This is a genomic window from Methyloglobulus sp. (assembly GCF_040079455.1).
GTDB lineage: Bacteria > Pseudomonadota > Gammaproteobacteria > Methylococcales > Methylomonadaceae > Methyloglobulus.
The window spans coordinates 12,086-37,490 of record NZ_JBEBKJ010000017.1 but is presented as its reverse complement, the minus strand read 5'-3'; the positions used below and the strand labels follow the sequence as shown (position 1 = coordinate 37,490).

At 45.8% G+C, this 25,405-nt stretch carries 16 protein-coding genes and 1 tRNA gene; 8 read left to right on the top strand and 9 right to left on the bottom strand.

The window, feature by feature from the left end; all coding sequences use genetic code 11:
* Window positions 1–15: 15 nt before the first annotated feature.
* The 8 genes from pilQ to ABL924_RS05970 all read left to right on the top strand — a co-directional run bounded on the left by pilQ (window position 16) and on the right by ABL924_RS05970 (window position 8,238).
* Window positions 16–2,313 carry a type IV pilus secretin PilQ gene (gene pilQ / locus ABL924_RS06005; protein WP_349026167.1) on the top strand — a complete coding sequence of 766 codons (2,298 nt, stop codon included), beginning with the start codon at window positions 16–18 and terminating at the stop codon, window positions 2,311–2,313.
* Between the two features lie 67 nt (window positions 2,314–2,380).
* Window positions 2,381–2,902, top strand: a complete 522-nt coding sequence (gene aroK / locus ABL924_RS06000; RefSeq protein ID WP_349026166.1) for a shikimate kinase AroK — start codon at window positions 2,381–2,383, stop codon at window positions 2,900–2,902.
* Between the two features lie 2 nt (window positions 2,903–2,904).
* On the top strand, window positions 2,905–3,984 hold the full coding sequence (gene aroB, locus ABL924_RS05995) for a 3-dehydroquinate synthase (protein WP_349026165.1): 1,080 nt from the start codon (window positions 2,905–2,907) through the stop codon (window positions 3,982–3,984).
* Window positions 3,985–4,007: 23 nt separating this feature from the next.
* Entirely contained in the window at window positions 4,008–5,459 is a 1,452-nt protein-coding gene (locus ABL924_RS05990; protein ID WP_349026164.1) for a hypothetical protein, read from the top strand.
* A gap of 2 nt (window positions 5,460–5,461) precedes the next feature.
* Window positions 5,462–6,529, top strand: coding sequence for a uroporphyrinogen decarboxylase (gene hemE / locus ABL924_RS05985; protein ID WP_349026163.1), 1,068 nt, complete (start codon window positions 5,462–5,464; stop codon window positions 6,527–6,529).
* A gap of 30 nt (window positions 6,530–6,559) precedes the next feature.
* Window positions 6,560–7,024: a DUF411 domain-containing protein gene (locus ABL924_RS05980; RefSeq protein WP_349026162.1), complete on the top strand. Its 465-nt coding sequence runs from the start codon at window positions 6,560–6,562 to the stop codon at window positions 7,022–7,024.
* On the top strand, window positions 7,024–8,010 hold the full coding sequence (gene glk / locus ABL924_RS05975) for a glucokinase (protein ID WP_349026161.1): 987 nt from the start codon (window positions 7,024–7,026) through the stop codon (window positions 8,008–8,010). The genes ABL924_RS05980 and glk overlap by 1 nt, the downstream gene beginning before the upstream one ends.
* Window positions 8,011–8,162: 152 nt before the next feature.
* Window positions 8,163–8,238: transfer RNA gene (locus ABL924_RS05970), tRNA-Thr, on the top strand.
* A gap of 354 nt (window positions 8,239–8,592) precedes the next feature.
* Here the strand turns inward: ABL924_RS05970 and ABL924_RS05965 are convergent.
* The 9 genes from ABL924_RS05965 to ABL924_RS05925 all read right to left on the bottom strand — a co-directional run bounded on the left by ABL924_RS05965 (window position 8,593) and on the right by ABL924_RS05925 (window position 25,105).
* Window positions 8,593–10,659 carry an ATP-binding protein gene (locus ABL924_RS05965; RefSeq protein ID WP_349026160.1) on the bottom strand — a complete coding sequence of 689 codons (2,067 nt, stop codon included), beginning with the start codon at window positions 10,657–10,659 and terminating at the stop codon, window positions 8,593–8,595.
* Window positions 10,659–12,059 (bottom strand): SIR2 family protein, encoded by a 1,401-nt coding sequence (locus tag ABL924_RS05960; protein ID WP_349026159.1) that lies wholly within the window; start codon window positions 12,057–12,059, stop codon window positions 10,659–10,661. The genes ABL924_RS05965 and ABL924_RS05960 overlap by 1 nt, the downstream gene beginning before the upstream one ends.
* A 406-nt stretch (window positions 12,060–12,465) precedes the next feature.
* Window positions 12,466–19,893: a strawberry notch-like NTP hydrolase domain-containing protein gene (locus tag ABL924_RS05955; RefSeq protein WP_349026158.1), complete on the bottom strand. Its 7,428-nt coding sequence runs from the start codon at window positions 19,891–19,893 to the stop codon at window positions 12,466–12,468.
* A 5-nt stretch (window positions 19,894–19,898) separates the two neighbouring features.
* Window positions 19,899–20,105: a hypothetical protein gene (locus ABL924_RS05950; RefSeq protein ID WP_349026157.1), complete on the bottom strand. Its 207-nt coding sequence runs from the start codon at window positions 20,103–20,105 to the stop codon at window positions 19,899–19,901.
* Between the two features lie 46 nt (window positions 20,106–20,151).
* A complete protein-coding gene (gene traF, locus ABL924_RS05945; protein WP_349026156.1) occupies window positions 20,152–20,742 on the bottom strand; it encodes a conjugative transfer signal peptidase TraF in 591 nt (196 codons plus the stop codon).
* Entirely contained in the window at window positions 20,720–22,735 is a 2,016-nt protein-coding gene (locus ABL924_RS05940) for a type IV secretory system conjugative DNA transfer family protein (RefSeq protein ID WP_349026155.1), read from the bottom strand. Before ABL924_RS05940 ends, traF begins: the two co-directional genes overlap by 23 nt.
* The gene (locus tag ABL924_RS05935) at window positions 22,732–23,055 is read right to left on the bottom strand and encodes a hypothetical protein (protein WP_349026154.1); all 324 of its coding nucleotides are present in this window, start codon (window positions 23,053–23,055) and stop codon (window positions 22,732–22,734) included. Before ABL924_RS05935 ends, ABL924_RS05940 begins: the two co-directional genes overlap by 4 nt.
* Window positions 23,055–24,737, bottom strand: a complete 1,683-nt coding sequence (traI, locus tag ABL924_RS05930; protein ID WP_349026153.1) for a TraI/MobA(P) family conjugative relaxase — start codon at window positions 24,735–24,737, stop codon at window positions 23,055–23,057. Before traI ends, ABL924_RS05935 begins: the two co-directional genes overlap by 1 nt.
* Window positions 24,734–25,105 carry a conjugal transfer protein TraJ gene (locus tag ABL924_RS05925; protein WP_349026152.1) on the bottom strand — a complete coding sequence of 124 codons (372 nt, stop codon included), beginning with the start codon at window positions 25,103–25,105 and terminating at the stop codon, window positions 24,734–24,736. The genes traI and ABL924_RS05925 overlap by 4 nt, the downstream gene beginning before the upstream one ends.
* Between the last annotated feature and the right edge of the window lie 300 nt (window positions 25,106–25,405).

The following is a 25,405-nucleotide window of genomic DNA, read 5'->3' as shown; positions in this document are numbered from 1 at the left end:
TTTTGAGGGTAATAAATGAATAATAAACAGGGTTATATTATGTGGGGCAAAATGCCGAGGTCACGAGTTGCGACCATTAGTTTGAGCTTATTGTTATTACTATTCCAAAGTGCAATTGTTAAAGCTGACGGTCTTACTATCACTGCTATTGATGTTGCCACCGTAGCGGGTGACAAGTTTCAAATACAGATGGAAATGAGTGGCCCAGCTAGTGCGCCTAAGGTGTTCCAAACCGATAACCCCGCACGGATTGCCCTCGATTTCCCCGGCGTGGCAAATGGCCTTGATAAAAAAATGTATCCCATCAATCAAGGTGCGGTGAGTAGTATTTATGTTGCAGAAGCCGCAGATAGGGTGCGTGTGGTGATTAATCTGCTTGAGTCAACAGCATTCGATACCAAAGTTGAAGGCAATAAAGTATTGTTGTCGTTAAGTAATGGGCAGTCAGCGAAATCGTTGCCTGTTGCAATGGCAACGAGGCCATTTGTCAGGAAATCAACACCATCGTCGATAGCGGCAGGTTTGATGCCTGAGCAAGGTATACGAGGCATAGATTTTAAGCGTGGCGACAATGGCGAAGGGCGTATTCTGGTATCTCTGGCTAACCCCGATACCATCGTCAATACCAAGGAAGAAGGCGGTAATGTGGTGTTAAGTTTTATCAATACTCGGCTTCCTGATAACTTAACAAAGAGATTAGATGTTTCCGAATTTGCAACGCCGGTCAAGACGATTGGTGCATCATCGACCAGTAGGGAAACAACAATAACGGTTGGAATGCAAAATAGACTTTATGATTATTCCCTGTTCCAGTCGGAAGGCTTGTTGACGGTTGAGTTTCGACCACTAACTAATGAAGAGAAAGAATTACTGGACAGTAAAAGAGAAAAGTACAAAGGAGACAGGCTGTCCTTAAACTTTCAGGATATAGATATACGTAGTGTAATCGCCATCCTGGCTGAATTTACTGGGCAGAATGTAGTGGCTGGCGATGAGGTCACTGGAACCATTACTTTGAAGATGGATGATGTGCCTTGGGATGAAGCGTTGGATTTCATCATGATGACCAAAGGGCTGGAAAAATTTGAATCCGGCAATGTGATCTTGATTGCGCCAGTGGGCAAAATAAAAGAATATAAGGAAAAACAACAGGCGACTGAACAGGTTGTGGAACAACTGGAACCTTTGCTTACAGAATACATAAGAATCAATTATGCCAGGGCGGAAAATTTCAGGAATTTGTTGAACGGGCAGGATACCGGTGCTTTTGGAGCCTGCGGTGCGAGTAAGGCATCAGGTGGAGGTTCATCGGGTGGAAGTTCGTCAAGTGGAGGTTCATCAGCAGCTGGCAGTTCATCAGGCGGTGGGGCTTCGTCTGGCCGAGCCGGTGGCAATAGTACCCAAAACGATCAGTTTAGGGTGTTATCCAGCCGTGGCTCTGCAGTTGTCGATGCAAGGACAAACACTTTAATCGTGCGCGAGACAGCAAAGCGTTTGGAGGAAGCTAAGAAGCTGATCCGCAGGCTAGATGTCCCTGTGAAACAAGTGATGATAGAGGTAAGGATTGCTACAGCAACCAATACTTTTTCGAAAAATCTAGGTGTGCGGTTTGGTGTTGCTAAGCAGGCAGTGTTGTCAACAGATGCAAATGGAAAACCGACATCATCATTTGGAATTGGTGGTTCAGGAACTGCTGGAAACAGCACAACTGGTGCAACCACAATAACTGATAGGCTAGTGGATCTTGGTGTTGGTAGTCCTTACGGTGCATTGGGTATGACCTTAGCAAGAGGTGCTGATTATGTGTTAAACCTTGAGTTATCTGCTCTGCAGGATCAAGGTCTGGCCGAGTTTCTATCTAATCCCAGGGTGATGACTTCTGACCGTTGCCAAGCAACCATAAAACAGGGTACTCAGCTTCCCTATCCAATTCAGCAGGGTCAGGGAGCATTCTCTGTGGAATTTAAAGATGCTACCTTAACGCTGGATGTGCTTCCGCAAATAACGCCGAGTGGTAGCGTAGTAATGGCATTAAAAGTGAGCAAAGATTCTCCAGGTGCCACGACCAGTGGTGGTGTAGCCATCGATACGCGGCAGCTTGAAACCAACGTACATGTGATGGATGGGGAGACCGTTGTTTTGGGTGGGATTTATGAAGGAACACTCAGTAGTGCTGTTGCTAGCGTACCGTTTTTTGCCGATTTACCTGGAGTGGGTTTTTTGTTTAAGAAAACTAGTAAAACAGACAACAAAAGTGAATTGTTGATTTTTGTCACACCAAAAATTGTCAAAGATAACGTAGCGATAAACTGACCGCTTCAACTTAGGGCGAAAAGGGGGCATAATGCCCCTTTTTATTGCGTTGAAACAACGGCACTGAATGACATTGGAGAACATTTACTTGATAGGCCTTATGGGGGCTGGCAAAACCACCATAGGTAGGCAATTGGCGAAAGCCCTGTCGATGCCGTTTTATGACAGCGACAAGGCAGTTGAAGAAAGCACTGGCGTTGATATCCCAACTATCTTCGAATTTGAGGGCGAGGAAGGTTTTCGGGGGCGCGAACAGAAAATGATCCAAAAGCTAACACAATTAAAAGGCATCGTCCTTGCCACTGGCGGCGGTGCTATCTTGCGTGAAGAAAATCGCAAGGCACTCAAAGACAATGGTTATGTCGTCTATTTGCAATGTTCTGTGGAAAGAATTTTAGAGCGCACCCGTCGAGACACCCAGCGACCCTTATTAAAGACAGATAATCCAAAGGAAAGGTTACAAATATTATTTGAACAACGTCAACCTTTGTACTTATCCTGTTCTGATTTCAAGATAGATACCGGCATCCATAAAAGTAAAACGGTAGTTAGCCGCATTCTCGAAGAATACAGCGCGGTCAATCAATAAACATGAACACATTCCAGGTAGCATTAGGTAATCGTAGTTACCCTATATACATAGGTTGCGGCTTGCTAGATCAGGCTGAGCTTTATACCAGGCACATTAAAGCCAAACAGGTCTTGGTGGTGACTGATGAAAAAATTGCGCCTTTATATCTGGATAGGGTTTTAGCGCAGCTTAAGGGATATAAAACTACGCAGGTTATACTGCCAGATGGCGAACAACATAAATCCCTGGATGTTCTTAACCAAATATTTGATGACTTACTGGCAAACAAATTTGGTCGAAGCGCGACTTTGATTGCTTTGGGTGGCGGAGTTATTGGCGATATTAGCGGTTTTGCCGCCGCTTGTTACCAGCGTGGTATCCCGTTCATTCAAATACCGACGACTTTGTTGGCACAAGTCGATTCGTCCGTAGGTGGGAAAACGGGTGTAAACCATCCGCTCGGCAAAAATATGATAGGGGCTTTTTACCAGCCGCAGTGCGTCATTGCTGATACGAATGTACTAGATACCCTTGAAGATCGCCAATTGTCCGCAGGACTTGCTGAAATCATTAAATATGGCTTAATTAGGGACGCTGAATTTTTTAGCTGGTTGGAAGCCAATATAGACGCTTTATTGGCGAGAGATAAACAAGCCTTGGCCTTTGCCATAGAGCGGTCATGTGTCAATAAAGCCGAGGTCGTTGCCGAAGATGAGACGGAATCAGGGATAAGAGCGACGCTAAACTTAGGACATACCTTTGGTCATGCTATCGAAACCGGCATGGGGTATGGCGAATACTTGCACGGTGAAGCGGTTGCGATTGGTACGTGCCAGGCTGCCGATCTTTCCAGGCGAAAAGGTTGGTTAAAAGATAGTGACGTAGAAAGGATTGTTGCCCTTTTCAAACGAGCCAAGCTTCCGGTTTACCCGCCTAATGCGCTAAGTCCTGAGCAATTCTTAGAACTTATGTCGGTAGACAAAAAGAATGTCGATGGAGAAGTCAGGTTGATTTTGCTAAAAGCCATTGGCCTGGCGACTTTACCTGTGGGCGTTGATGAAAGCTTACTACACACAACACTAGCATTTTACAGAAGCTAATTAAAACGACAATGTGATTCCCATTGAGCACTCAAATAAAACCATCCGCCCCCAGCTATCCGTTGATTACCAGGGAACGTACCGAGAAACTTGAGCTGTTAAATCACCTCATTACTAACTTGGCACATGCGATTATTATTTGTGGTCCAGAAGGTATTGGTAAAACCTTATTACTCAAGGGTTTTCAGGAAACCACAATAGAATCCTGGATGTTTTGTTGGGTGCAGGCTGATAGCCAATTAAGTCTTCAAAAGATTAAAGAATTATTGGGCGAAAAAATAAGGCAGAACATGCCTGATATTAAGTTCCAATCGTTGGAAAATGTCTTTGATCGAATGACTGGCTGGAATATGCGAGTTGTGCTGGTGTTTGATGATGCGGGTAACTTGGCACCAGGATTGATTGAAAAAATCGTCAACTATATTGAAGATAAACCGGTAATCAGGGCTGTTTTTGCGCTGACTCACAGTGAGCTATATTTAAAAAATGGCACAGATCCTGCTGTAGAAGATTGTTATCAAATAGAAATTCCACCGCTATCAGAAAAACAATGTGGTGAATTTTTGGAGTATTTATCGACATTGCCCAGGCCAAGAATTCAGTTCAGTGCCATCAATGAAAGCATGGTGGCAACACTTTATCGTGAAACTCACGGCATACCGGGAAACATTCTTACCCAATTACCCAATGACAATAGCCACAATAAAATTGACTATTCCAAGTCCATCCTAATTTATGCCGTTATCGGCTTGATTGTCGTAGCGCTGGGTGTGCAATGGTGGAGTTCCAGGCCAAGAATTGTTAGCCCTAAGTCGGCAGCTACCGAAAACAATCAAAGTGATATAACCGCCGGACAAACTGCGGACACGATAAGTCCGGTTGCTCAATCACCAGAAGTATCGTTGTCGCAACAAGCGCAGCAAGCAATCGAAACATCAAATACTAGCATTTCGGGGGAAATCAGGAATGATGTTATCAATGACTCACACAGTCAGGAGATGATTGAAGAGGGCTTAAAGCGTGACGATACTCAATTGCAGCACGCACTCGTACCTGCCCAAGCGAGTGAAAATCTTAACCAGTCGACGGCTCAGGTAACTAAACAAGTCACGGCGGCAGATCAAATACCAATAAATACAGTCATTCCTTTGGATGAAGGCGGGCATTGGCTGATGGAGCAGCCTGTCGAAAATACCACCTTACAACTAATGGCATTGTCGAACGAGCAAACCATCATCGAAGTGATGCAAAGACATCAAGAATTAAGCCAAAACTTGAAATACCTGAAAACCAAAACTAAGAAAGGTAGGGAGCGATTTATCTTACTTTATGGCTCGTTTACCAGCTCCGAACAAGCTAATTTAGAAAGTAAAAACTTGCCTAAAGAATTGCAGAAAACTTGGCTGCGTAAGATAAATGCAGTCCAAGGAGAGCTTAACGTTATAACTCAAATTCAAACTGATACATCCGAATAGAAATGACAATACTAAAAAATAATACTTTCATCCGTGCGCTGTTGAAACAGCCAGTGGAATACACGCCAATCTGGATGATGCGCCAAGCCGGAAGATACTTGCCGGAATATCGGGCAATCAGGGAGCAAGCAGGAAGTTTTCTTGACTTATGCACCAATCCAGAGTTGGCTTGTGAAGTCACCCTGCAACCTTTGCGCCGTTTTGATTTTGACGCGGCTATACTGTTTTCCGATATATTGACCATTCCCGATGCAATGGGTTTGGGGCTTTATTTTACAGAAGGGGAAGGGCCGAAATTCAAAAATCCCGTAAGAACAGTTGCTGACATCAATAAACTTCCCATCCCTGATCCTGAAATGGAATTGCGTTATGTAGTCGATGCGGTCCGTTTGATTCGGAAAGCGTTGAACGGTAGTGTGCCGTTAATCGGATTTTCCGGTAGCCCGTGGACATTAGCAACTTACATGATAGAAGGCGGCAGCAGTAAAAGCTTTCAAAAAGCCAAAGGTCTAATGTACGAGCAGCCTAAACACATGCACATTATGTTAGATAAGCTGGCGCAATCGGTGGCAGCGTATTTGAATGCACAAATTGCTGCTGGTGCTCAAGCCGTTATGTTGTTTGATACCTGGGGCGGCATGTTAACGTCCGAAGATTATGCCGAATTTTCCTTATATTATGCAAAACAAGTACGATCCCTGTTGAATACAGGTACGGGCGAACACAAAATTCCTACCATCCTGTTCACAAAAGGTGGCGGTCAATGGCTGGAAGCCATGCTAGATGCCGATTACGATGCGTTGGGGCTGGATTGGCAAACTGATATCCAATTAGCCCGTGCCAGAGTCGGCGAAAAAGTCGCGCTGCAAGGCAATATGGATCCGATCACGCTTTACGCCCAGCCCGATTATATTGTTGAGAAGGTCAAAACTATTCTGGAAAAATATGGTCAAGGTTCAGGGCATGTGTTTAATTTGGGACACGGCATCTTGCCGGATATCAATCCCGAGCATGTGAAAGCGATGGTGGATGCGGTTCATCAAAATAGCCCACAGTACCATCGGATCTGATAAGCTGATTTGAAAAAAGGAGTGTTGATTATGAAAAAAGTGAAACATTTTCTAGCCATTGCATTACTGTTTAGTGCTGGCTTTGCTTGGGCAGAAGCTGCGCAAGCTGATGAAAAGATAGATATTATGGTGAACAGAAGCCCAACCTGTAGTTGCTGCGGAAAGTGGATAGAACATCTAAAACAAAATAGTTTCAATGTGAAAGATGTTGTTTCGGACGATGTGCAGGCGGTAAAAAATAAATACGGCGTCACCCAAGAACTGGCTTCATGCCATACAGCCATAGTTAACGGCTACGTCGTTGAAGGGCATGTACCCGCTAACGACATCAGGACGCTGTTGAAAAATAAACCCGATGTTGTCGGTATAACCGTTCCAGGTATGCCGACTGGTACGCCAGGTATGGAAATGGGTGGCAAAAAAGATGCCTATCAAGTCATCAGTTTCGATAAAAAAAATCAGCACCAAGTATTCAGTAGCTATAAGGCTGAGTAATGCTTCTCGTTGGCGATATTGGTGGTACCAAAACTATTTTGGCGTTGTTTAAGCCATCTGGCAGAGGATGGGGTTGCGCGAAAAGAACGTTGTATGCCAGTGCAGACTATAAAACTTTCACTGAGTTGCTAGCGGCCTTTTTGTTGGATGTTGATGCAGCAATATCGTCAGTCTGTATTGGGGTCGCTGGGCCCGTCGTCAATGGCGATTGCGCGGCGACCAATTTACCTTGGATATTAAGTCGGGACGAAATCAGTCGATCTGTACATGCCCCCAATGTCTGGTTATTGAACGATCTGGAGGCCACAGCCTGGGGTTTATTGGCATTGCCGGAAGACGATTTTGTAGAACTAAACCCAAATGCCGTGCAATCACAAGTGGGTAATATAGCGGTAATTGCTGCGGGTACAGGTCTAGGCGAAGCCCTGATGATATGGGATGGAGCTACTCATCGAGCGATTGCCACCGAGGGAGGTCATGCTGATTTCGCCCCTAGCGATCAGCAACAAATTGGTTTGTTAAACCACCTGATGCAAAAATATGATGGGCACGTCAGCTATGAAAGATTGTTATCAGGGCATGGTTTAGTAAACATTTACGACTACCTAAAACAGATACAATTTGCTCCCGTCAATATAAGCACAGAAAATAAAATGCTTACAGATGATCCAGCGGCAGTCATTGGCATGGCTGGAGTTGAGGGAAATGATAAGCTTTGCGTGGAGGCACTCAATCTTTTTTGCAGGATATACGGTGCAGAATCAGGCAATCTTGCCTTAAAATGCTTACCTAGTGCTGGTGTTTATTTAGCAGGAGGCATCGCTGGAAAAATCTTTCCGGTATTAAAAAATGGCGAATTCATGAAGGGCTTTCTTAATAAGGGACGTATAAAGGTCGTTTTGGAGAATATCCCCGTAAAGATCTGCATCAATGCAGATGTTGCTTTACTGGGTGCGCTGACGTTCATTGAGAAGATGTCCGGTTGAAATCCTTGATAAACAAATCGAAATAAATGCTGTGTGAGGAAAAAGTTGTACAACAAACGGAAATATTGCTAAATACCGCATTCTATAAGCTATTTGAATAGCCCATGCTGTGTTTTCAAGCTTATGCTACTTTTTAAGCAGTCGCATCATAAGCCGATGTAGCTCAGTTGGTAGAGCAACTGATTCGTAATCAGTAGGTCGCGGGTTCGATTCCCGCCATTGGCTCCATAATAATCAATAATATATACTGCTTTTACTGTCAGATTCTAGTGCCAATAAATTTCAGGTCAATGCAGGGTCAAGAATTAATTCTAATCATCCCAATCCTAAATGTCCAATACATTGGTAAACATAATTTAAAGCCGACATTCAGGAATTATCATTTTTTTCGAATGAATAGCAGGTCTCCGGCCAAGTTCTTCCAGTCGCGACTGACCGCTTTATAACGATGAATAAAGTTAGGCAATGTGCCAACATACGGTCAGGGGCAAAAATCCTGTGGCGGTTGCTATGTTGCTCAATGTCTGTCGTGCTTTGCTATAAAAATAACTTGAAAGATTAAAAAGAAACTTAGCCTTTTGCTTAATTATTAACATTCTGCCAATCATCGGTAATTTCTTTCCAAGTCACTTTTCGTTCTGTTTTACCAGACCAAACACCCCAGAAGTCTGGATCATCCGATTTTGGGCGCTGCTTTTCTGGCAATGAATTTATTTGCACCAGCACGGGTAATTCAGATGCCCACCCTAGCAAAATGGCATTTCGTGAAGGTAGTGATGGTAAGTCGCGTAACAGTCCACGCAGATTATCAGGTACAAGTTTGTGTACTAATTCCTGATCACGATCATTACTGATACGATGCAGCAGAAAACTATTGCATTGAGATAAAACAGTCGGTGATAACTCGGAAGGACGCTGAGAAGACAAAACCAATCCCAAACCAAATTTTCGACCTTCGCGGGCTATTTTTTCAAACACCTGACAGCACATAGTCGTAGCATCATGGTTTTCAGCGTCATCCTTATAGCGTTTGACAAAAGTATGTGCTTCTTCTAAGACCAGCACGGTTGGCAAGGTTTTCTTTTCCTTATCCAATCTGCGATACCGTTGTAAAGACTCAAAAGTCATACGAGCAATCACGGCGGTGATGATATGAACAACTTCGGAAGGGACAAGGGAAAGGTCAATTATCGTGACAGTGCCATTGGATGCTCCATCACTACCAATATAGTCACTTAGCCAGCTATCCAATGTAACACCTTCAGCATTACCTGTAATCGTTTTCATACGGGTATCACAAAGCATTGTGCGGATACGCAAAAGCATTGTTTCAACATATTCAGATACATTTAACATTTCGGCATTTGCTTCCACACTTCGCAGAAGCGCATCCCCAGTAAATGCTCTTGGAATATCTGCATCAATAGGAAGAACATCTGTATCACTTCCCCCAAAAGTAGAATGTGCCACTTTTGCCAATTGCAAAAATTCATCTATTTCTGATCTAGTAAAATCCCAAGAGGGATATTGACCACTTCGAGCCGATTCAAAGGCAGAAATTTTATTTCGTAGATTTTCAAGCTCTGTTTTTTCAATATCGGCAAAAGATTCATTAACCTCTAAACCTTCATTCCATTTCTTAATTTTTTCCATGAAATTTTTTGGCTTAGGAAAGTTTGCCCAAGGCGAACCAGCATTACGCTCTATCTGAATAATGCTGACAATAGTGCGTAAAAATCGTCGCATTTCATGACTGGGTGTGAGCGCGGTTTCAATCTGTCCATCTCGTACTGTTCTAAGTGATTGAATCAAAGTTGGTCTTTGTGTCTTACTACTTGCCTGTGTAAACGCACTCCACTCTGCGCTATTCCAAAACCACAAAGGCACTTGCAATTGCTTTATATCGGTTGTAGGTTCAACTGCATAAACTCTGACTTTCTTATCATCCTTAAACGCATGGGCATATTCACCATTGGGGTCGAGTACAATAAAACGGGCATTGGGTTCTTTTCCTTCGCTACATTCTTTTTTTGCTGCATCCATTGACCAGCGAATCAAGCCTGCTACAGTGCATGATTTACCACTGCCCGTATTACCCAATACAGCAAGATGACGACCAAATAATCGATCAGGATCGATGCGAACCTCGGCATTAGCCGCCAATGGACTAATGCCTATTTTTACATGGCGATTGTCGCCAGACTCAACAATAGAACGCAGTTGTTTTTGTGTGGGCAGCAGTACGGCATCACCCACTGATGGGAAAGTCTCAACGCCTCGTTTAAAAATATAGCGATCATCACCATCCTTATCTTTGCTACCATCATATTGCAAACTCCCCAATGGGTTTAGGCTCATTTTTCGCAGTGGATAGGGCAAGTCTATCAGTCCAAAGTCTTGCATCCCTTTACGCTTAGGATACTGGGAACGTTCTACCGTAATCCACTCTACTTGAGCGACCAGATAGCCGTCATCGCTGGATATAAGCACATAACCGTTAATGCGCGGAAACGGGCGCGGAGTACCTGTATTCAATGCTAAAGAATCTGGGGCTTCAATATCCAGCAATACTTTGATTTCATCGGGTGATACAAAGTCTATACTGCCAATTCGGAGAGAATCAGCGTAGGCAAGTGGTGAGAGGCTCATTAGATTAAATCCTCTAAAGAATCATCAGGACTTACTTGCGGCAGCGCAATTGTAGTGCTTTTTGTGTCTGGCTCTTGAGTACCCAAACGTTGCTTAAGTAACTCACTCATGCGGAAAGTGGCTTTATCAATTGCGGATTTTGGCAAGTAGTGATCAGTCAATATTTTCAGATCACCTAAGTGGTTGCCAATCAGCAAACTAATTTGTGGCGGGCGACCAATTTTTTCATAGGTCTTGATAATCCGGTTCAAAGGATCATCATAAGAAATAATGACCAAATGGGTAGAGGGAATGGTCAGCATATCTTCAATAATGCGGTTGATATGCTCGTCTCCAAAACTGTAACCGTAACACACCAAAGTGCTATTGGGTCGGCAAGTAGCGGCTGCAAAATCTCTGAATAATTCAACATAAGGATAGGCGGCGGTTTCCCTGTCCTTCGCGGAATTTGGATAAATCATGAGTTGGTGTGCCGTTGCGTTCTTAAGTGCAGGTGATTTCAAGTAAGGGTCAACGCTTTTAGCACCAAAAGGCAATCCTATTCGACGAATGTCTTTATCTGCTTGCACCCAATCTATTGAGCCATGTAGCTTGGTAAAACGTGACACTCCTTCAAGGTAGCGTGGCTCGCCACGAATACCTGGCGGATTATAGTGCATGTCCAAATCCAGCCGTGATGAACGAAATATTGGCATCAGATTACCTAAAAAACGATCCAGTAGGTGCAATCCTGCCAGTTCTGCCCCTGCTTCAATCAAACGATCGTAGTTTGTGGTAAAGATATTAAGCCTATCTCGTGTTCCTGTGCGACTAGCAAAACTCATCAAAAAGTTGATAAGTATGTTAAAGGCTTTTTCTCGCTCTTCTTGTGCCTCGGCTATCCCTTTTTCACTTGTCAGTATGGATTGTGAAAAATTCGTAAGAATACTGGTTATATCATCACGAAGTTGATCAGCCTTCTTATCCTCTAAAACCTCTAACCCGCGTAACAACTCGTTGGCAACCCTGATTTGATCTTCAAAATTTCCCTCTTCACGACCAGAACACTTTGCTGAACTTTTGGAAGCACTACTGATTTTATCGGAGAAGTTATTGAATTTAACCTCCCCCATTCCTGCGGCGTTCTTACCTGTAGCCAAATGGTGAACGGCATGGGTCAACCCAGAGCCAATTAAAAGATTGAGGTGTTCTGACTGAAAAAGTGAAGTAAGCCAAGGTTCAATGCGGGGGCGCAGCTCTTTCTTTGTGAATTCTTGTTCTCCATCTATCCATGAACACGTACTTTTTTTGGATAACTTGAATTTATCATCATCACTTGTTTCAAATACCACAATATCTGAATCATCGCGAGTTTTGATATAGTTAAGGTGAGTTGTATTTACTTTTTGTTCTTCAGGCATGACAATTTGTTTATATTGAATATATAGGTTGTAAACCAAAAATTAGCAACTAATGTTAATTTGGAAATAGCTTTGTTTTAATTCACTTATTCTAGGCTCTAATCAATAGAACGACATTTTTTTGTTGAATCATCAAAAAACTAACCGTTAGATATAAAAGCCCACTTATCCGAAGTCTTTTTGTAAACACAATTTTGAAACGTCCTGCATTAGCTCACATTTGACTGTCCGATTTGGGTCGTTTGCTACTTACTATGACAGTGACCGGTATCGAGAAGCTTAAATCTATATCTGAATGGCTCTTGTGGGTCGATTCCGTGATTTCAGCCAATGGTTTCACAATAAGTCGCCATTGTCCGCTATCAATAAAAAATGAAATTGTTACCGCATTTTAAACATCGGTTGCTCATATCCTCATTGCTTTACGCTGCACCTGTTGCTGTCCGTTCTTTTCTTCTTTAGCTTGTTGCTGCTTTAATTCGTTCTGCTCAAGGTTGTTTGCAGTGATGCGGTTTACAAGATTGATTACTTGCCGTTCAACACCAGCCATGCCATAAGCACTTTTGGTGGCGAGGTCATTGAAATCGGTAAAACTCTTCATTTTCGCTATCGCTGTTTTCTGGTCATCGGACAATTCGCCTTTACGTGCTTTTTCTGGCGTGACCAGGTTTAGCGTTGCCGGGTATGCCTGTTCGCCCGGTGCGAAAATCGGGAAAATAGCTGTGCCATTGACCAATTTTGCGGCTGCGAGTGCTTTTTCTTTCCCAGGGTTACGGCCATCTGTCATTTCTTGATGCAGATCGTTATCGCCAGCAATGATAATCGGCTTGTCAGGAAATTTTTCGCGCATAAATTTTGCTACCGATGGAAGATTGCCGGAATCAAAGGCGGCAACGATTGGAAAGCCAAGTGCTTGTGATAAAGTGTCCACCGTTGCATAACCTTCACCGATGACAATAGCCGGAGTTTGAGCCAGTGCATCAAATCCTTGTCCTCCAACGACGTGAAAGGTGTCTTGTTTTGCGCCTCCTACTGCAAACCGCTTCGTGCCATTGCCTTGTATGGTTTGGACAGACCGGATTTCACCGTTGCTGTCTATAGCAGGCAACAACAAATCCCCTGCGGTAAAAACCAGTTTTTCTGGGTAGGATTTTCGCAATTGCTGTGACTCTCTCCTGTTTTTAACAATAAGAATATTTATATCTAACGGTAATTCAGTATTGTCTTCCGGCACAACCCGCAAATTGCCTGGTCTGGCTTGCTTTTGCTGTAAATAAGGATGATCGGCAGGTGCAGGCGGTGCAATTTCCAACAACCTACGAACAGAGTTGGCAACCGCATCTTGTTTGTCCTTAAGTGTGGCTTCGCGCTCTTGTAACTTAGTGGCATTTTGGGCTTGCAACTGCGCTTTTTCCGTTTCGCTCAAGGTATAGCCTTTCGCTTTCCATTTTAACGAATCGCCAGTCCTGTTGTTTTGGATATAACCGGCGGGGTGTCCATCAAGATAAGCAACATAAAATCCCGCTCGTTCCCCTGGCTTATCGCCTTCGGTTGCAATTCGATGGGTTTGACCGTCCATGATCGGATGCTCGCCCGTTATCTGGCAACCCAACGAAGCTAATGCGTCAGTAAATTCTTGTTGAGGTGTCAGTGCTGGTGTTTGTTGGTCTTTTATGTTTTCCGGTAACCACTGCTTCAGGATGTCCATATTCGCATTGTCGCCTACATACCAGGATTTAGCTGTTTTATCCCATATAGCCCCTGCTTCTTTTGCACTGTTTCGGTCTGTATAGGGTACGGCTAAGTATTGGCGGTCTGTTTTGGCTACGTTATCGGTATGAGGCCATTGAATAAAAAGGCTTACATCAACATCAGCCGGAACATACCACGACTGTACTCCCCTATCCCATTTTGCCCCTAATGCTTTGGCTTGGTTTCTTTGCTGGTATGGGACTTGGAGATAGGTCTTATCTTCTAATCTTGCGTTCCTAACGGCTTCCTCATAATCGGCTGCGGTGGCATTCGATAACAGTGACAGGTCTTTCGGCAATGTCGTAAAGATAGATTCTGTAACCTGTGAACGCTTAGTATCAATCTCGATTTGTCGCTGGCTTTGCTCTTGGTTATTTGCCACCTCTTGTACTTGCGTTTGCTCAAGCCCCATTACATACGCCTGTATCTTTTCAGCATCAGCCGCCGCCCGAAAGATTTCAAGGGGATCGTCCCTTAGTGTCTTAATCCAAGAACCGACATAGGCGGCATGTTGTCCAGGATCATGCCCGATTCCCAAGGTATCTCCTAACAACATGCTTGAGATTTCGGCGCGTAATTCTTCTTTTCCATAGTCTTCACTGCCAAACGGATGCGCCAAGTCACGGTTCAAGCGTGATTCGTGGCCTGTCCAATGGCCCAATTCATGAAGGACTGTGGCATAATATTTATCTGCACTGGGGAATAGGCCTTTTTCGGGCAAATAAATACTGTCGGACGATGGCCGGTAAAATGCCCTGCCACCGGCACTATGGTTTATCAAAGCACCTGATGACGATAGAATGGCTTCGGCACGTTCCATAGCATCCCAGGTTTGTGATTTTTTCTGTAACGGGGGCAAACCCTCAATCTGCTCGGCGTTAAATACCGTCGCATAAAACACCCGTGGCCTTTCCAGTTTGACAGTAATCTTTGCCGGATTCCCTTCCTCATCCAAAACAGCTTTGCCGTGTTCGTCTTTTTTGATGTGTTCTTCGGTGAATTTCCAATATTGAATAGATGTGCCTTTTTCACCCCGGCGGACTTGTCCACCCAGTTCACTGGCTTGCTTGTAAGTCATCCAACGTTGATCGTCATGCTCCTGTGACATAAGCTGTAAGGCATTGATGCCTTTATAGCGATTGCCGGTGAGTGGGTTAAACGGCACAAACGAGCCAGATTCCCCAGCTTCCCAAGGCCGTTGCCAGGGTGCAGTGCCTTGTTCAAGTTGCTTGATTAAGTTTTCGGCGACGGTTTCATGGAATGGTCTCTTGTTTTCATTCATTGGTATAACCTCCTGTGGGTTATCACGGTATGATTTGAAAATTCTTACAATCTCGGTGGATGAACCGCCACTGGCTTGAGAATGTGTGGTTTCGGTTGTTGGTGTTTTTGGAATGCCATAATCTTGCTCAATCTCATTGGCTTCCTTATTCCGGTTTTTTTCTATTAAATCGACGACAGGTTTGGATTGGGTGATGCGCTCGAACGCCTCCAGCCCTTTTCCGCCTGTGGGAATAAACACCCGTTCTTGCCAATTGATCCGTTCAATAAACGCACCTTGGTTTTTAAGCACCCGTTTTTCGGCTTCAGTGAGGTAGCTTCGTCCTTTAATTTCGATACGGTTTTCATGGTTGACCTTTGCGGTGGAGATTTCCCAACCGTTGGAAAGGATGGCCTTGCTGCCATCCTTAACGGCAGTGAATAGCTCATAAGCCGTCATATTCGACAGACTGGATTCCAACCCCAGGTTCTTAAGCGTCTGCTTTGCAGATTTTGAACTAACAAAGCGTCCCAGCAGCAACTCGCCGTTATCGGTCTGCAAGCGATAAATCTTTTCAGAACCCTCGACCCGATCCCAGATAGGCAGGATGACACCGACGATCATTCTCGTGGTCTTGGTTTCCGTCTTCGGTGCATTTTCAACTTGTGCCGTCCACAATTTTTGGGCTTCGACTTCATCAATCGCCCTGGACAGGGTGACTTTTTGGTAACTGTTTACGCTATTAACCGAAACAGTCCGGTAATCCCAACCACGGTGAATCACATCGGCATTATCGACATAGCTATGGCCATCTTTTTTTATGGAATAAATGACACCGCGTCGAACTGTCTTTCCATCCGAATTGATCCGCTCACCAATATCTTTCAAATAGAAGACATCACCTTTATGCTTGCTATACTCCGATACAAACCAACCGCTTAAATCATTGGCTAGTTGCAGTCGCTTACTTGTTAACTGAAGTGCTTCTGCCCAATCGTAATAATGAAGTTCATGGGTGACAGCCAGTTCGACATAACGCGTTTGTGCGCCGGATGCTTTATCTTCATAAGCCACATCGTCGCGGGTTTTCTGGATGCTCACCGCTTTCAAGGTCTGTAGGCCACTGTCATACAAGCCGTGTTGCTTGGCATATTCGACGGCTTCTATGAGCCTTTTCTCGAATTCATCAAATACCGCGTTTTGCTGGTCGGTTTTAAGCGACAACAACCGGTTCAAGAACTGAGGGATCGCCGGGATTTTGGTCTCACAGAATGAGCCGTTTGAATCAAATAGATTCAAGCCCATTTGTTTTGTCACATTCTGGAAGGACAAGCTGGTCGCACCACGGTAAAGATCGCCAAAGAAAATGTTTAAGGCCGTGGTTGCATATTCGCTTTCAAGGTTGTCCGCAGCAGTAAACATACCCTGTCCGGTTGCTTCCCTTTGCCCCCGTGTCAATGCGCCTAATTGATCCAGCCGACGCGCAATGGAAGACACAAAGCGCTTTTGTGCTTTCAGGTTAGTGGTCGGCAGGACATAATGCGGTTCTTGGGCTTGGTTTGTCCGATGGGTACGACCAAAGCCTTGCACCGCCGAATCTGCCCGCCATCCCGGTTGTAAAATATAATGGATGCGCTTGTGTTTATTTGTGGCGGTATTGTCGGCATGGAAGCTGTAACCAGTGCCGCCTGCACCCGAAAACACGAGTATTTTCTTTTTGTCGTTTTGGAAGGCTTCGGCATCCGCCCTGGATGAATGTTTACCGCGTTTTTCTTCAACGACCTTGAAGTTACCGTCATCATCGCGGGTCTGGACAAAACGGCGGCCTCGGCCAGTGACTTCCGCCACCACATCGGTACCGAAGGCGTTGATGATGGAATCCATGGGATTTTCAGGTACACGAATTTGATTCAGCGTTTCTAACAAGGTATCGCGCAAGGCAATGGCTTCGCGGTCAAAAACCTGGTTTCCGTCTGAATCCATAACCGGCACGTAGATTTTGTTGCCGTTTTCATCCGTTGACTCTTGGTATGCCGCCACTGGAAAACCGTTCCGAACGTAATCCATCAACATCTGGCGCGGCGTGAAATCAAGGTCTTCCAGTCCCGTATCTTGTGCGGTCGCTTCCGCAATGATACGTTCTTGTGCGGCTTCATTGGTATTGACCAACTGGATGATGGCGACATTGCCAGCATCCAGTTGTCGCCTGACATCATCAATGACAAGGGGCGTTTGCAAGGACGTGATGACTTGGTTAAAAAAACGTTGGTGTGCGCCCCAAAATTGCGCCATTGCAGCACTTTTGGCATTACCGTTACTGCCTGCCTGGGTAATTTCAAGTGCCGCATCGACATTGTTTAATACAATTTGCCAAGCGCCAGCCAATTCATTGTAAATATCTTCCTGCAATTCAGATAAAGTATGTTCCAACCGTTCGTAACTTACCCCGTCATAAGACAGGGAACGGGCGATATACATGCCCATCGCTTTCATATCGCGGCTTATCAGTTCCATTGAAGCGATACCGCCTTTGGAAACGTCCGCAATGAAGGTATTCACATCGGCAAACGGTGTGCCTTCTCCCCATAAGCCTAAGCGGTCGGCATAACTTAAATTGCTGATCTCAGTTGCGCCTGTCGCGGAGACATACACGACACGCGCATTCGGCAGTTCGCGTTGTAAGTTGATCCCTGCCAAGGCTTGCTGTGAGGGTTTTCTGTTGCCGCGTTTGCCTTTCACCCCAATGGCATTGCCCATGCTGTGCGCTTCATCAAACGCAATCACACCGTCGAAGCCATCACCCAACCAATCAATGATCTGTTGGGCGCGGGTTTTACCCGTCGTCTGCCCTAGGTCAGTGGCTTGCTTTTTCTCCCCACCGCGTAAGGTCGAATAGGTCGTAAACAGGATGCCGTCATGCTGAGTGATTTGGTTGCCAGCCTTGGTTTTGCCTTGAAAGAATATCTTCAAAGGATTGCCGCCGATACCTGCAAAATCACGTTTAGCGTCTTCAATCAAACCTTCATTAAAGGAAACCCATACGGCTTTTTTACGGCCTTGCATCAAGTTATCCAATATGATGCCGGATATTTCCCGGCCTTTTCCTACGCCAGTGCCATCACCGATAAAAAAACCTTTCCGTGAACCATTCGGCAATAGCTCGGCATGGGCTTGTCCGGCATAGACCAGGCATTCAAGTTGGGCAATCGACAGCAAACCATCTTGTATCAGGTTAGCCGGTAGTTTTGGGGCATAGGTTGGTGGCGGCGGCTCTACAGCGGACATAGCCGCAGACTGCACCAATTTCCCCAGGTGCTTTTGTGCGCCGGGAATGGTCAGGCGTTGCGGGGTATAATTGGAGAATACGGATTCGGAGAATTCGGCGGTTTCGCCTTGCTTGGCTTCTATGGCTATGCTGGTGACTTCATTGCCTTCAATGAGGCCACTATTTCCTCCATTATCATCGCCGCCGCTTCCGCCAGTGAGTCCGGCAGGTCGAGTTCGAACGCCATCCCCGGTTCCGCTTCCGTCATTAATGACATCGCTAATTGGGGATTCGCCGATAGTTTGGCTATCAACAGGTTGGGTTCGGTTATCTCCCCTGTTGCCAACAGGTTCTGATCCAGTGCTGCCCGTATCAGTACCAGCGCCGCCAATTCGGTTGTCGGGTTGAAGGCTATCTGGTATGTTTTGAGTATCTTCATCGCCTGCTGGTTGATGGATGCTTGGTTGTAGATGTTGACGGTCATTTTTTATGCCCTCCAGTAAATTAGGTAATTCGGCAACCGACTCGACATAACCTGTCAGAATCGGTTGGGTCGTAGCGCCGGTTTTGTCGATGACCAAAATTTGGTTGTCAAACGTGGTTCCATACTTGGCATACTCTTTGCCAGAGATGCCTATGTTTGCCCGGACAGTGTATTTCTTCTCGATAGCACTCCACCACGCCTTGAACGCAGGGCGGTCTGCTGCCATGCCCTGGCCGACAACAGCAACCAATCGGCCACCGTCATGCAGCCGTTTTAATGCTTGTTCTATGTGCCTCGCACCGTTTGCGGTGTCACGCTGGCCTTGCACACGCCCTGCGGTCGATGAAAAAGGCGGGTTCATCACCACTGCTGTCGGCACTATTTCGCTTGGCAGGACATTATCCAGTTGTTCGGCGTTTTCCTTATATAAGCTTGAATTGGGGAACTGGTCGGCAAGCAAAACTTGCCGCCTTACGGACAATTCATTCAGGATCACCTCAGCACCGGCAATTATCGACCATATAGCCAAGTCGCCCGTACCGGCAGACGGCTCTAGCATGACATCGGTTGATTTGACATCCACCACCCAATTGGCCACAAAAGCCAAGGCTGGCGGTGTGCTGAATTGCTGGAACTCGTCCATTTCTTCGTCGCGTTTGGTTTGCGTGGGTAATTTTTGGATGCGGTTTGTTAGTTCGGCAGCTTTATTGCTTGCCCATGCCGCATTTTGAAGAGTGAAATCAGCCTTTTCTGTCCTGATAAGATGGATATTGAAAGCGGCTTCCATGGCATCGTAAGCATCTTTTGTCGAGTAAACGCCTTCCGCTTGGGTACCGCCGAAAGCACGGTTGGCTTCGTCAGTTAACAATTTCGTGCTTATCTCACCATCGTTGTCCAACCTATTTGCCAAACGCTGGGCGAGTTGATAACGGGCGTTTTCAATGGCCGCAATCGTTACCACTGTTTCATTTTCTATGGCTTGGGTCGAGTTATTTGAAGGCGATACGACTTCCTCGACAACAAGCCAATCATCAAATAAATCAAATTGTCCTGGATTCGGTGTTTTCGCCATGACCGCTAACCTTCATGTTCAGAATCAATGCAACTGTCCAAGGCATCGGCTTCATTTAAGGCATCCTCTTCAAAAGCACCAGCACGTTCGGCCTCATCCGGGTCAAATTCGGATGCAAATCCCGGTGTCATGGCATCGGTCAATTTGTCGATTAAAACTTCATCGGCAACAGCTTTATCATCCGAATGATTACGATTTATTTTTTGTTTCATCTCTACCTCCGTATTTGGATTGTGCAGCTTAACGGATGCAACAGACTTACCGCCAAGTCCATAAGGGTTTAACCACATCACTGACTTGGGCTAACCGTATCGGGCCGAAATACCGGCTATCGAAGGATAAGGGACTGCGGTTTGTCATCACCCAGAGTTCATCGGACTTTAGTACAATGGGCGTGTTGCTAAACGGCAGCAATGGCCTACCTAAACCATCTTGAGGCAGGACGGCACTCTGCGGCAGCAATGTTCCGTTTATATAAATTCCTTGTTTATGTTGTTCTACCTTATCGCCTGATACGCCTACAACGATTTTTAATAAACGCTCGTAGTGGCCTGGACAATTGCCGAAACCAATATAGCCACGCTCATGCGCCATCTGGGTCAGGGAATTTTTTGCAGGGCAAAACGACACGAAATCGCCTTTTTCCGGTGGTTTATTGACCACCCAATAAAAGCCCTGGGCAACACTGCGCGTCATGTTTAAGCGTAAGCCCAGCCAATCGCTTAGGAATAGGGTTGAGAAGCCTAATAACAACAAAGCTGCTAACACATTTATTGTCCGGTGATAACGCGGTTGTTGCCGCGAAGATGTGGCCAGAGCATTAAACTTATCTACTGGATGAGCGGACATGGGTTGTTGCCCCTCTTTGTATGGAATGCTCATGCCCAGTGTCTACCCGACCTGCCGCCCCAGATGCTTCTTCAGGTAACAGTTTGGCATCGTTACAGACGGAAGATTTGGGTTTAAACCTGGTTTTTAAGGTATCGCTTTTTTCCGGCGGGGATATGCGTGACCGCGCCATTAATGCTTGGTCTTTAAAATACAGGGGCTGGACACCATAGATAGCGGGGTAACCTGCCATAAACACCAGCATATCGCCCGGTTTTTCGATCATGCCGTGGCCGTCTTTGACCGGCCCTTGCATCCGCATACATTCATCGGGGGTCAATAAGGGACGCTGCACTTCATGGGTGGTGCGGGACACATTGCCCAACAGCATACTGGCACGGTGGTCGCTGGTGGTGATTTGTTCCTTGACGATGGTGGTTTGCCCGGTCAGCTTGGACAAGTGTTCGGCGGTTTCAATCCGGTTGGGGGCAAAGGCGTTGACGACGGCGCAATTCGAGCTGATTGATTCGTCCGAGCCATAGCCGTATTCACGGCTTTTAAGCTGGGTAATATCCTGGCAGATCAAATAACACTTGATGCCGTAACCCCGTAAAAAGGCCAAGGATTCTTGCAAGATGTCCAACTTGCCCAAGGCCGGAAATTCATCGAGCATCAATAACAAGCGATGCTTATAGGAAGCTTTTGGAATACCATCACTGATGGTCAAGCCCTGCGCCGAAAACCGGATGACCATATTTATAAGGATACGGACTAAGGGGCGTAGCCGGGTCTTGTCGTTCGGCTGGGTGACTATATACAAGCTTACCGGTGAGTCGTGGTTCATCAAGTCACCAATGCAAAAATCAGAACTGCCGATATTTTCAGCCACTACCGGGTCCCTATATAATGATAAATAGGATTTGGCGGTTGACAGCACCGATCCGGCCTCTTCCAAGGGACGGCTTATCATGTCCATCGCGGCGGATGACACCAATTCGTGTTGGCTTCCGTTTCGGTGCAAGTTGTGGCGCATCTCTTGCCACAAATCGGTCAAGGCTTTTTCTGGGTCTGACAGTATCCGGTCGATCTGTTGTAAGGTGGCTTTTGCGCCGGTTTTTTTGGCAAGGTACAAGGCATGGATCATCACGCCGACCAGCAAGGCATGGGAGGTTTTTTGCCAGTGGGTTTCCAAGCCCCGACCATCGGGATCGACAATCAAATTGACCAGGTTTTGCACGTCGCCCACTTCATATTGTGTCCCCAGACGGATTTCATCCAGCGGGTTCCAGCGCACAGAATCTCTGGCAGCCGGTTCAAAGCGCAACACCTTATTGTTGGCACGATGCTTTCGCCAGCCAGCCGTCGCACCCCATAACTCGCCCTTTAAATCGGTGATGACCGTACTTTGCAACCAAGTCAAAAGCGTCGGGATGACCAAGCCAACACCTTTGCCGGAACCGGTCGGTGCGATACATAACACATGCTCGCCGCCACTGTGCCTTAAATAATGGTTTATTCCGCGTTTATCCTGCCAAGCACCGACAAAAACACCAGCACTATTAAATTGTTTTACACCCAAAAGCCATTCTGTTAATTTTCTGGGTCGAGGTAACAGCCCGGACAAGCGAATGTCTTTCAGATTAGCCCACCGTGCCGAACCGTGCATATAAAGGCTAGCTTTCGCTGAGTTATCTAACACCATGATGACAACCGTCTGCAACAGCAATCCCACTCCTGCCACTAAAATTCCGAAATTTCCGGCGCGTAGTAGATTGGGCGAATAGGCATCCCCCCAATGCAAAGCCCAGCCAATGATTGCCCAGGGCGGGTAGATATGGAACAGGTTAAAACCCAGAGAAGGGTGATATTGAAATTCAAGGGCAAATACTTGGGTTGCGGTTTGCAGCCCTGCCAAAAGAATCGTAATTGCCACTAACGCCCGTAATCCCTTATTGGAACCGCCGCCCGATTTATGCGCCAATGGGCCAATCGAATTGTTGAACTTGTCTATCATGGCTTTGTACCACGACGGTAGGCTTTAAAATCCACAACCTGCGCTTTTGGCAAAACCTTGTCATTACCGTTCGCTTTAATCTTGAAATTGAACGTGTTGGCTATGTCGCCAAATCGAGGATTCGGCAACAAATATGACAAGACATAAATAACCGGCAATGCCAGCACGACATCTCCGGCAATACCGAATAACGTATGGATCAGCCAAGCGACCAATAAAAGCATAATTAAACCCAGCGTAAACTGGCATAACAGCCATGCCCCATAAACAATAATAATTGGCAATAAGCATAACCCTCGCACCATTGACATGATTTCCATCACCGCCTCCTGCCCAAGCTTTGTTGGGCTGTTAAAATCTTGACCGCGCCATCGCCGAACATTTGTTTCTCGGCACTTAACTGCACCCGCCGCTGTTCTAAATTAGCTTGGTCGAAACTGATGTTCAGTCCAGCCTTCACGGATGCCCTTACCACGTTTTCCTGAAACAATTCATTACCGTGGACGGAAAGCTGGTAACCGTGACGCTGTTTGGCATGGATGAGTGCAGTCGTTAATACATCCTGATTGGCATCGGCGGCAACATGGAAGCGGTTACCGTCATCTTTAATGACGGCTTTATTGTGCAGATAAAACACTGTACCTTTTTTGGTGACCTTGGCTTTGGGTAACGAAGGATCGTACGGTGTATGACTTGGTTCTTCCGCCGTTTTGTATTTCGACTTAACGAGGTAATTCCCGCGTTGGTCACTGTTGACATGCCTTTGCCGCAACAATTGCAATGCGTCCCGGTTGCCGTTTGTGGCTTGTGTTTGCAACCAAACTAGCCAAGTTTGTCGCCGGTGTTGGTTGTACACCCGCTGCCGGGTATGTTGATAGGTCGTGTTTATTTGCTTTATGTCAGCTTGTAAGGATTTACTTACCAATCCAAGCAGCAGTTTTTTGTTGATGCCGGGTTGGATGAGGGCTTTGATCCAGCGGCGTTTGCTTGCGGCCTTGTCTTTAGCTTGTTGTATTTGGTCTTTATGCTGTGTCCTTGCCTTGTGCAAGGCATCGTTTCGATTAGCGGTTTTTTCTCTTATCTGTGTCTGATAAGCGCTAAATTGTTCGACACTGTTGATTTTACCTTGTTTATTTTGTTTGCTTAGACATTCCGGTTTTGTTGAATTACTCAATAACGGCGACCGTTCATAGCGTTGTTTGACCTTGACTGCTTTAAGAGTCTGTTCATTTGCGGGTTGGAAACTGCCTAAGCGTTGTTCCAGTTGTTTCTTTGAACATTCCCGGGCAACTGAACTGGCTTTAACCCCGATTGATGAGCCATCCAGAGTGCTTATGGCAAGGCCATTGCCCCTAGCCTTAATACGGAGATCGTTCTCATAAAGTACAGTATGTAATGCTTCCCAGGTATTAGCTTGCTTGATTTGAGCCAAGGCATTTTGTTGTATCCAGGTAATCAGGCTTTCTACCCCGGCATGGGCTTCCATATCCCTAGCTTTGCCAGCGGTATGGTTTCGTTGGGTGCGGTGGTTGTCAACTTCCAGGTCGTATTGCTGCTCCAGCTTGGCACACAATTTCGCCAGGGTTTTATAGTCTTGGAAGGGATTATGAATCGTGTGCTTGACCGGGTGGACTTTGTTGATGGCAATGTGGATATGGAGGTTTTCGGTATCGCAATGCACGGCACTGACCCGTTGATGGTCTGTAAAGCCAAGCCCTACGCAGAGTTCTTTTTCTACCGCTTTCAGGGTTTCAGAACTGGGTTCTTCCCCAGCACGAAAGGAAATAATCAGGTGATAAGTTTTATCAGAAGTTGCCCGACGGTTTTGCATCTGGGTATTGAGGACTTCCAAAACGGCATCCTCAGCTTCGTCACTGTAGCAATTGGAGACATTAACCGCCCCTAAGCGGAAAGTTGTGTCCTGCTCATCGGTGATATAAGCCACTAAGTGAGCGAAGTGGCTCTTTACTGCTGTTTTCATCGGGATGGCTTTTGCAATCATGACTTGACCACCTGCTTGATGATAGCCTTCAGGCTTGCTTGGTTAGCATTGATGTCAGAAATCGTAGCCAAGATTTGGTCTTTGAAACCCTGTCCACTGATAGATTGAAAATGGGCTTCGTTTGCTAACCACAATTTCAATAAGCCACCCAGCCGTCCCAGGTCGCCGTTGATCCGCACCAGTTCATCGACTTTACGATGATCGACCACACTGACCACACCTGACCCCAAGCCAACAGTCCGCAAGAAGTTGGAAACGGATAGTCCGCATTGTCCGGCTTTATCAGCAATGGCTTGCCGTTCATCAGGCGTACAACACACCTTGATCGGTGTGGTGCTTTTGCGGTTGGGTGCTGAGTCGAACTTCATTCTCCACCTCACTTTTCTCTGACGTTGTCCCGCAGGGCAGGATGTTCGTTGAGCGCTGCAAGCGCGAATAAGAATTGTGAAGTTGGTAACCGTGAAACGGTTGGCCAACTTCACCTATCCTGCCCGCTTTTTCTGTGTAACTTTAGCTATATTATTACTTAAAATTATTGTATTTGTCAATATATTATGATAATTTAATATTATAACCATATAGTTACAATAATATCACATAATAACATGTTATATTTATATTAATTACTTAATGTCTATCAGTTTCACATAGTTGCGATTAGTATCCAA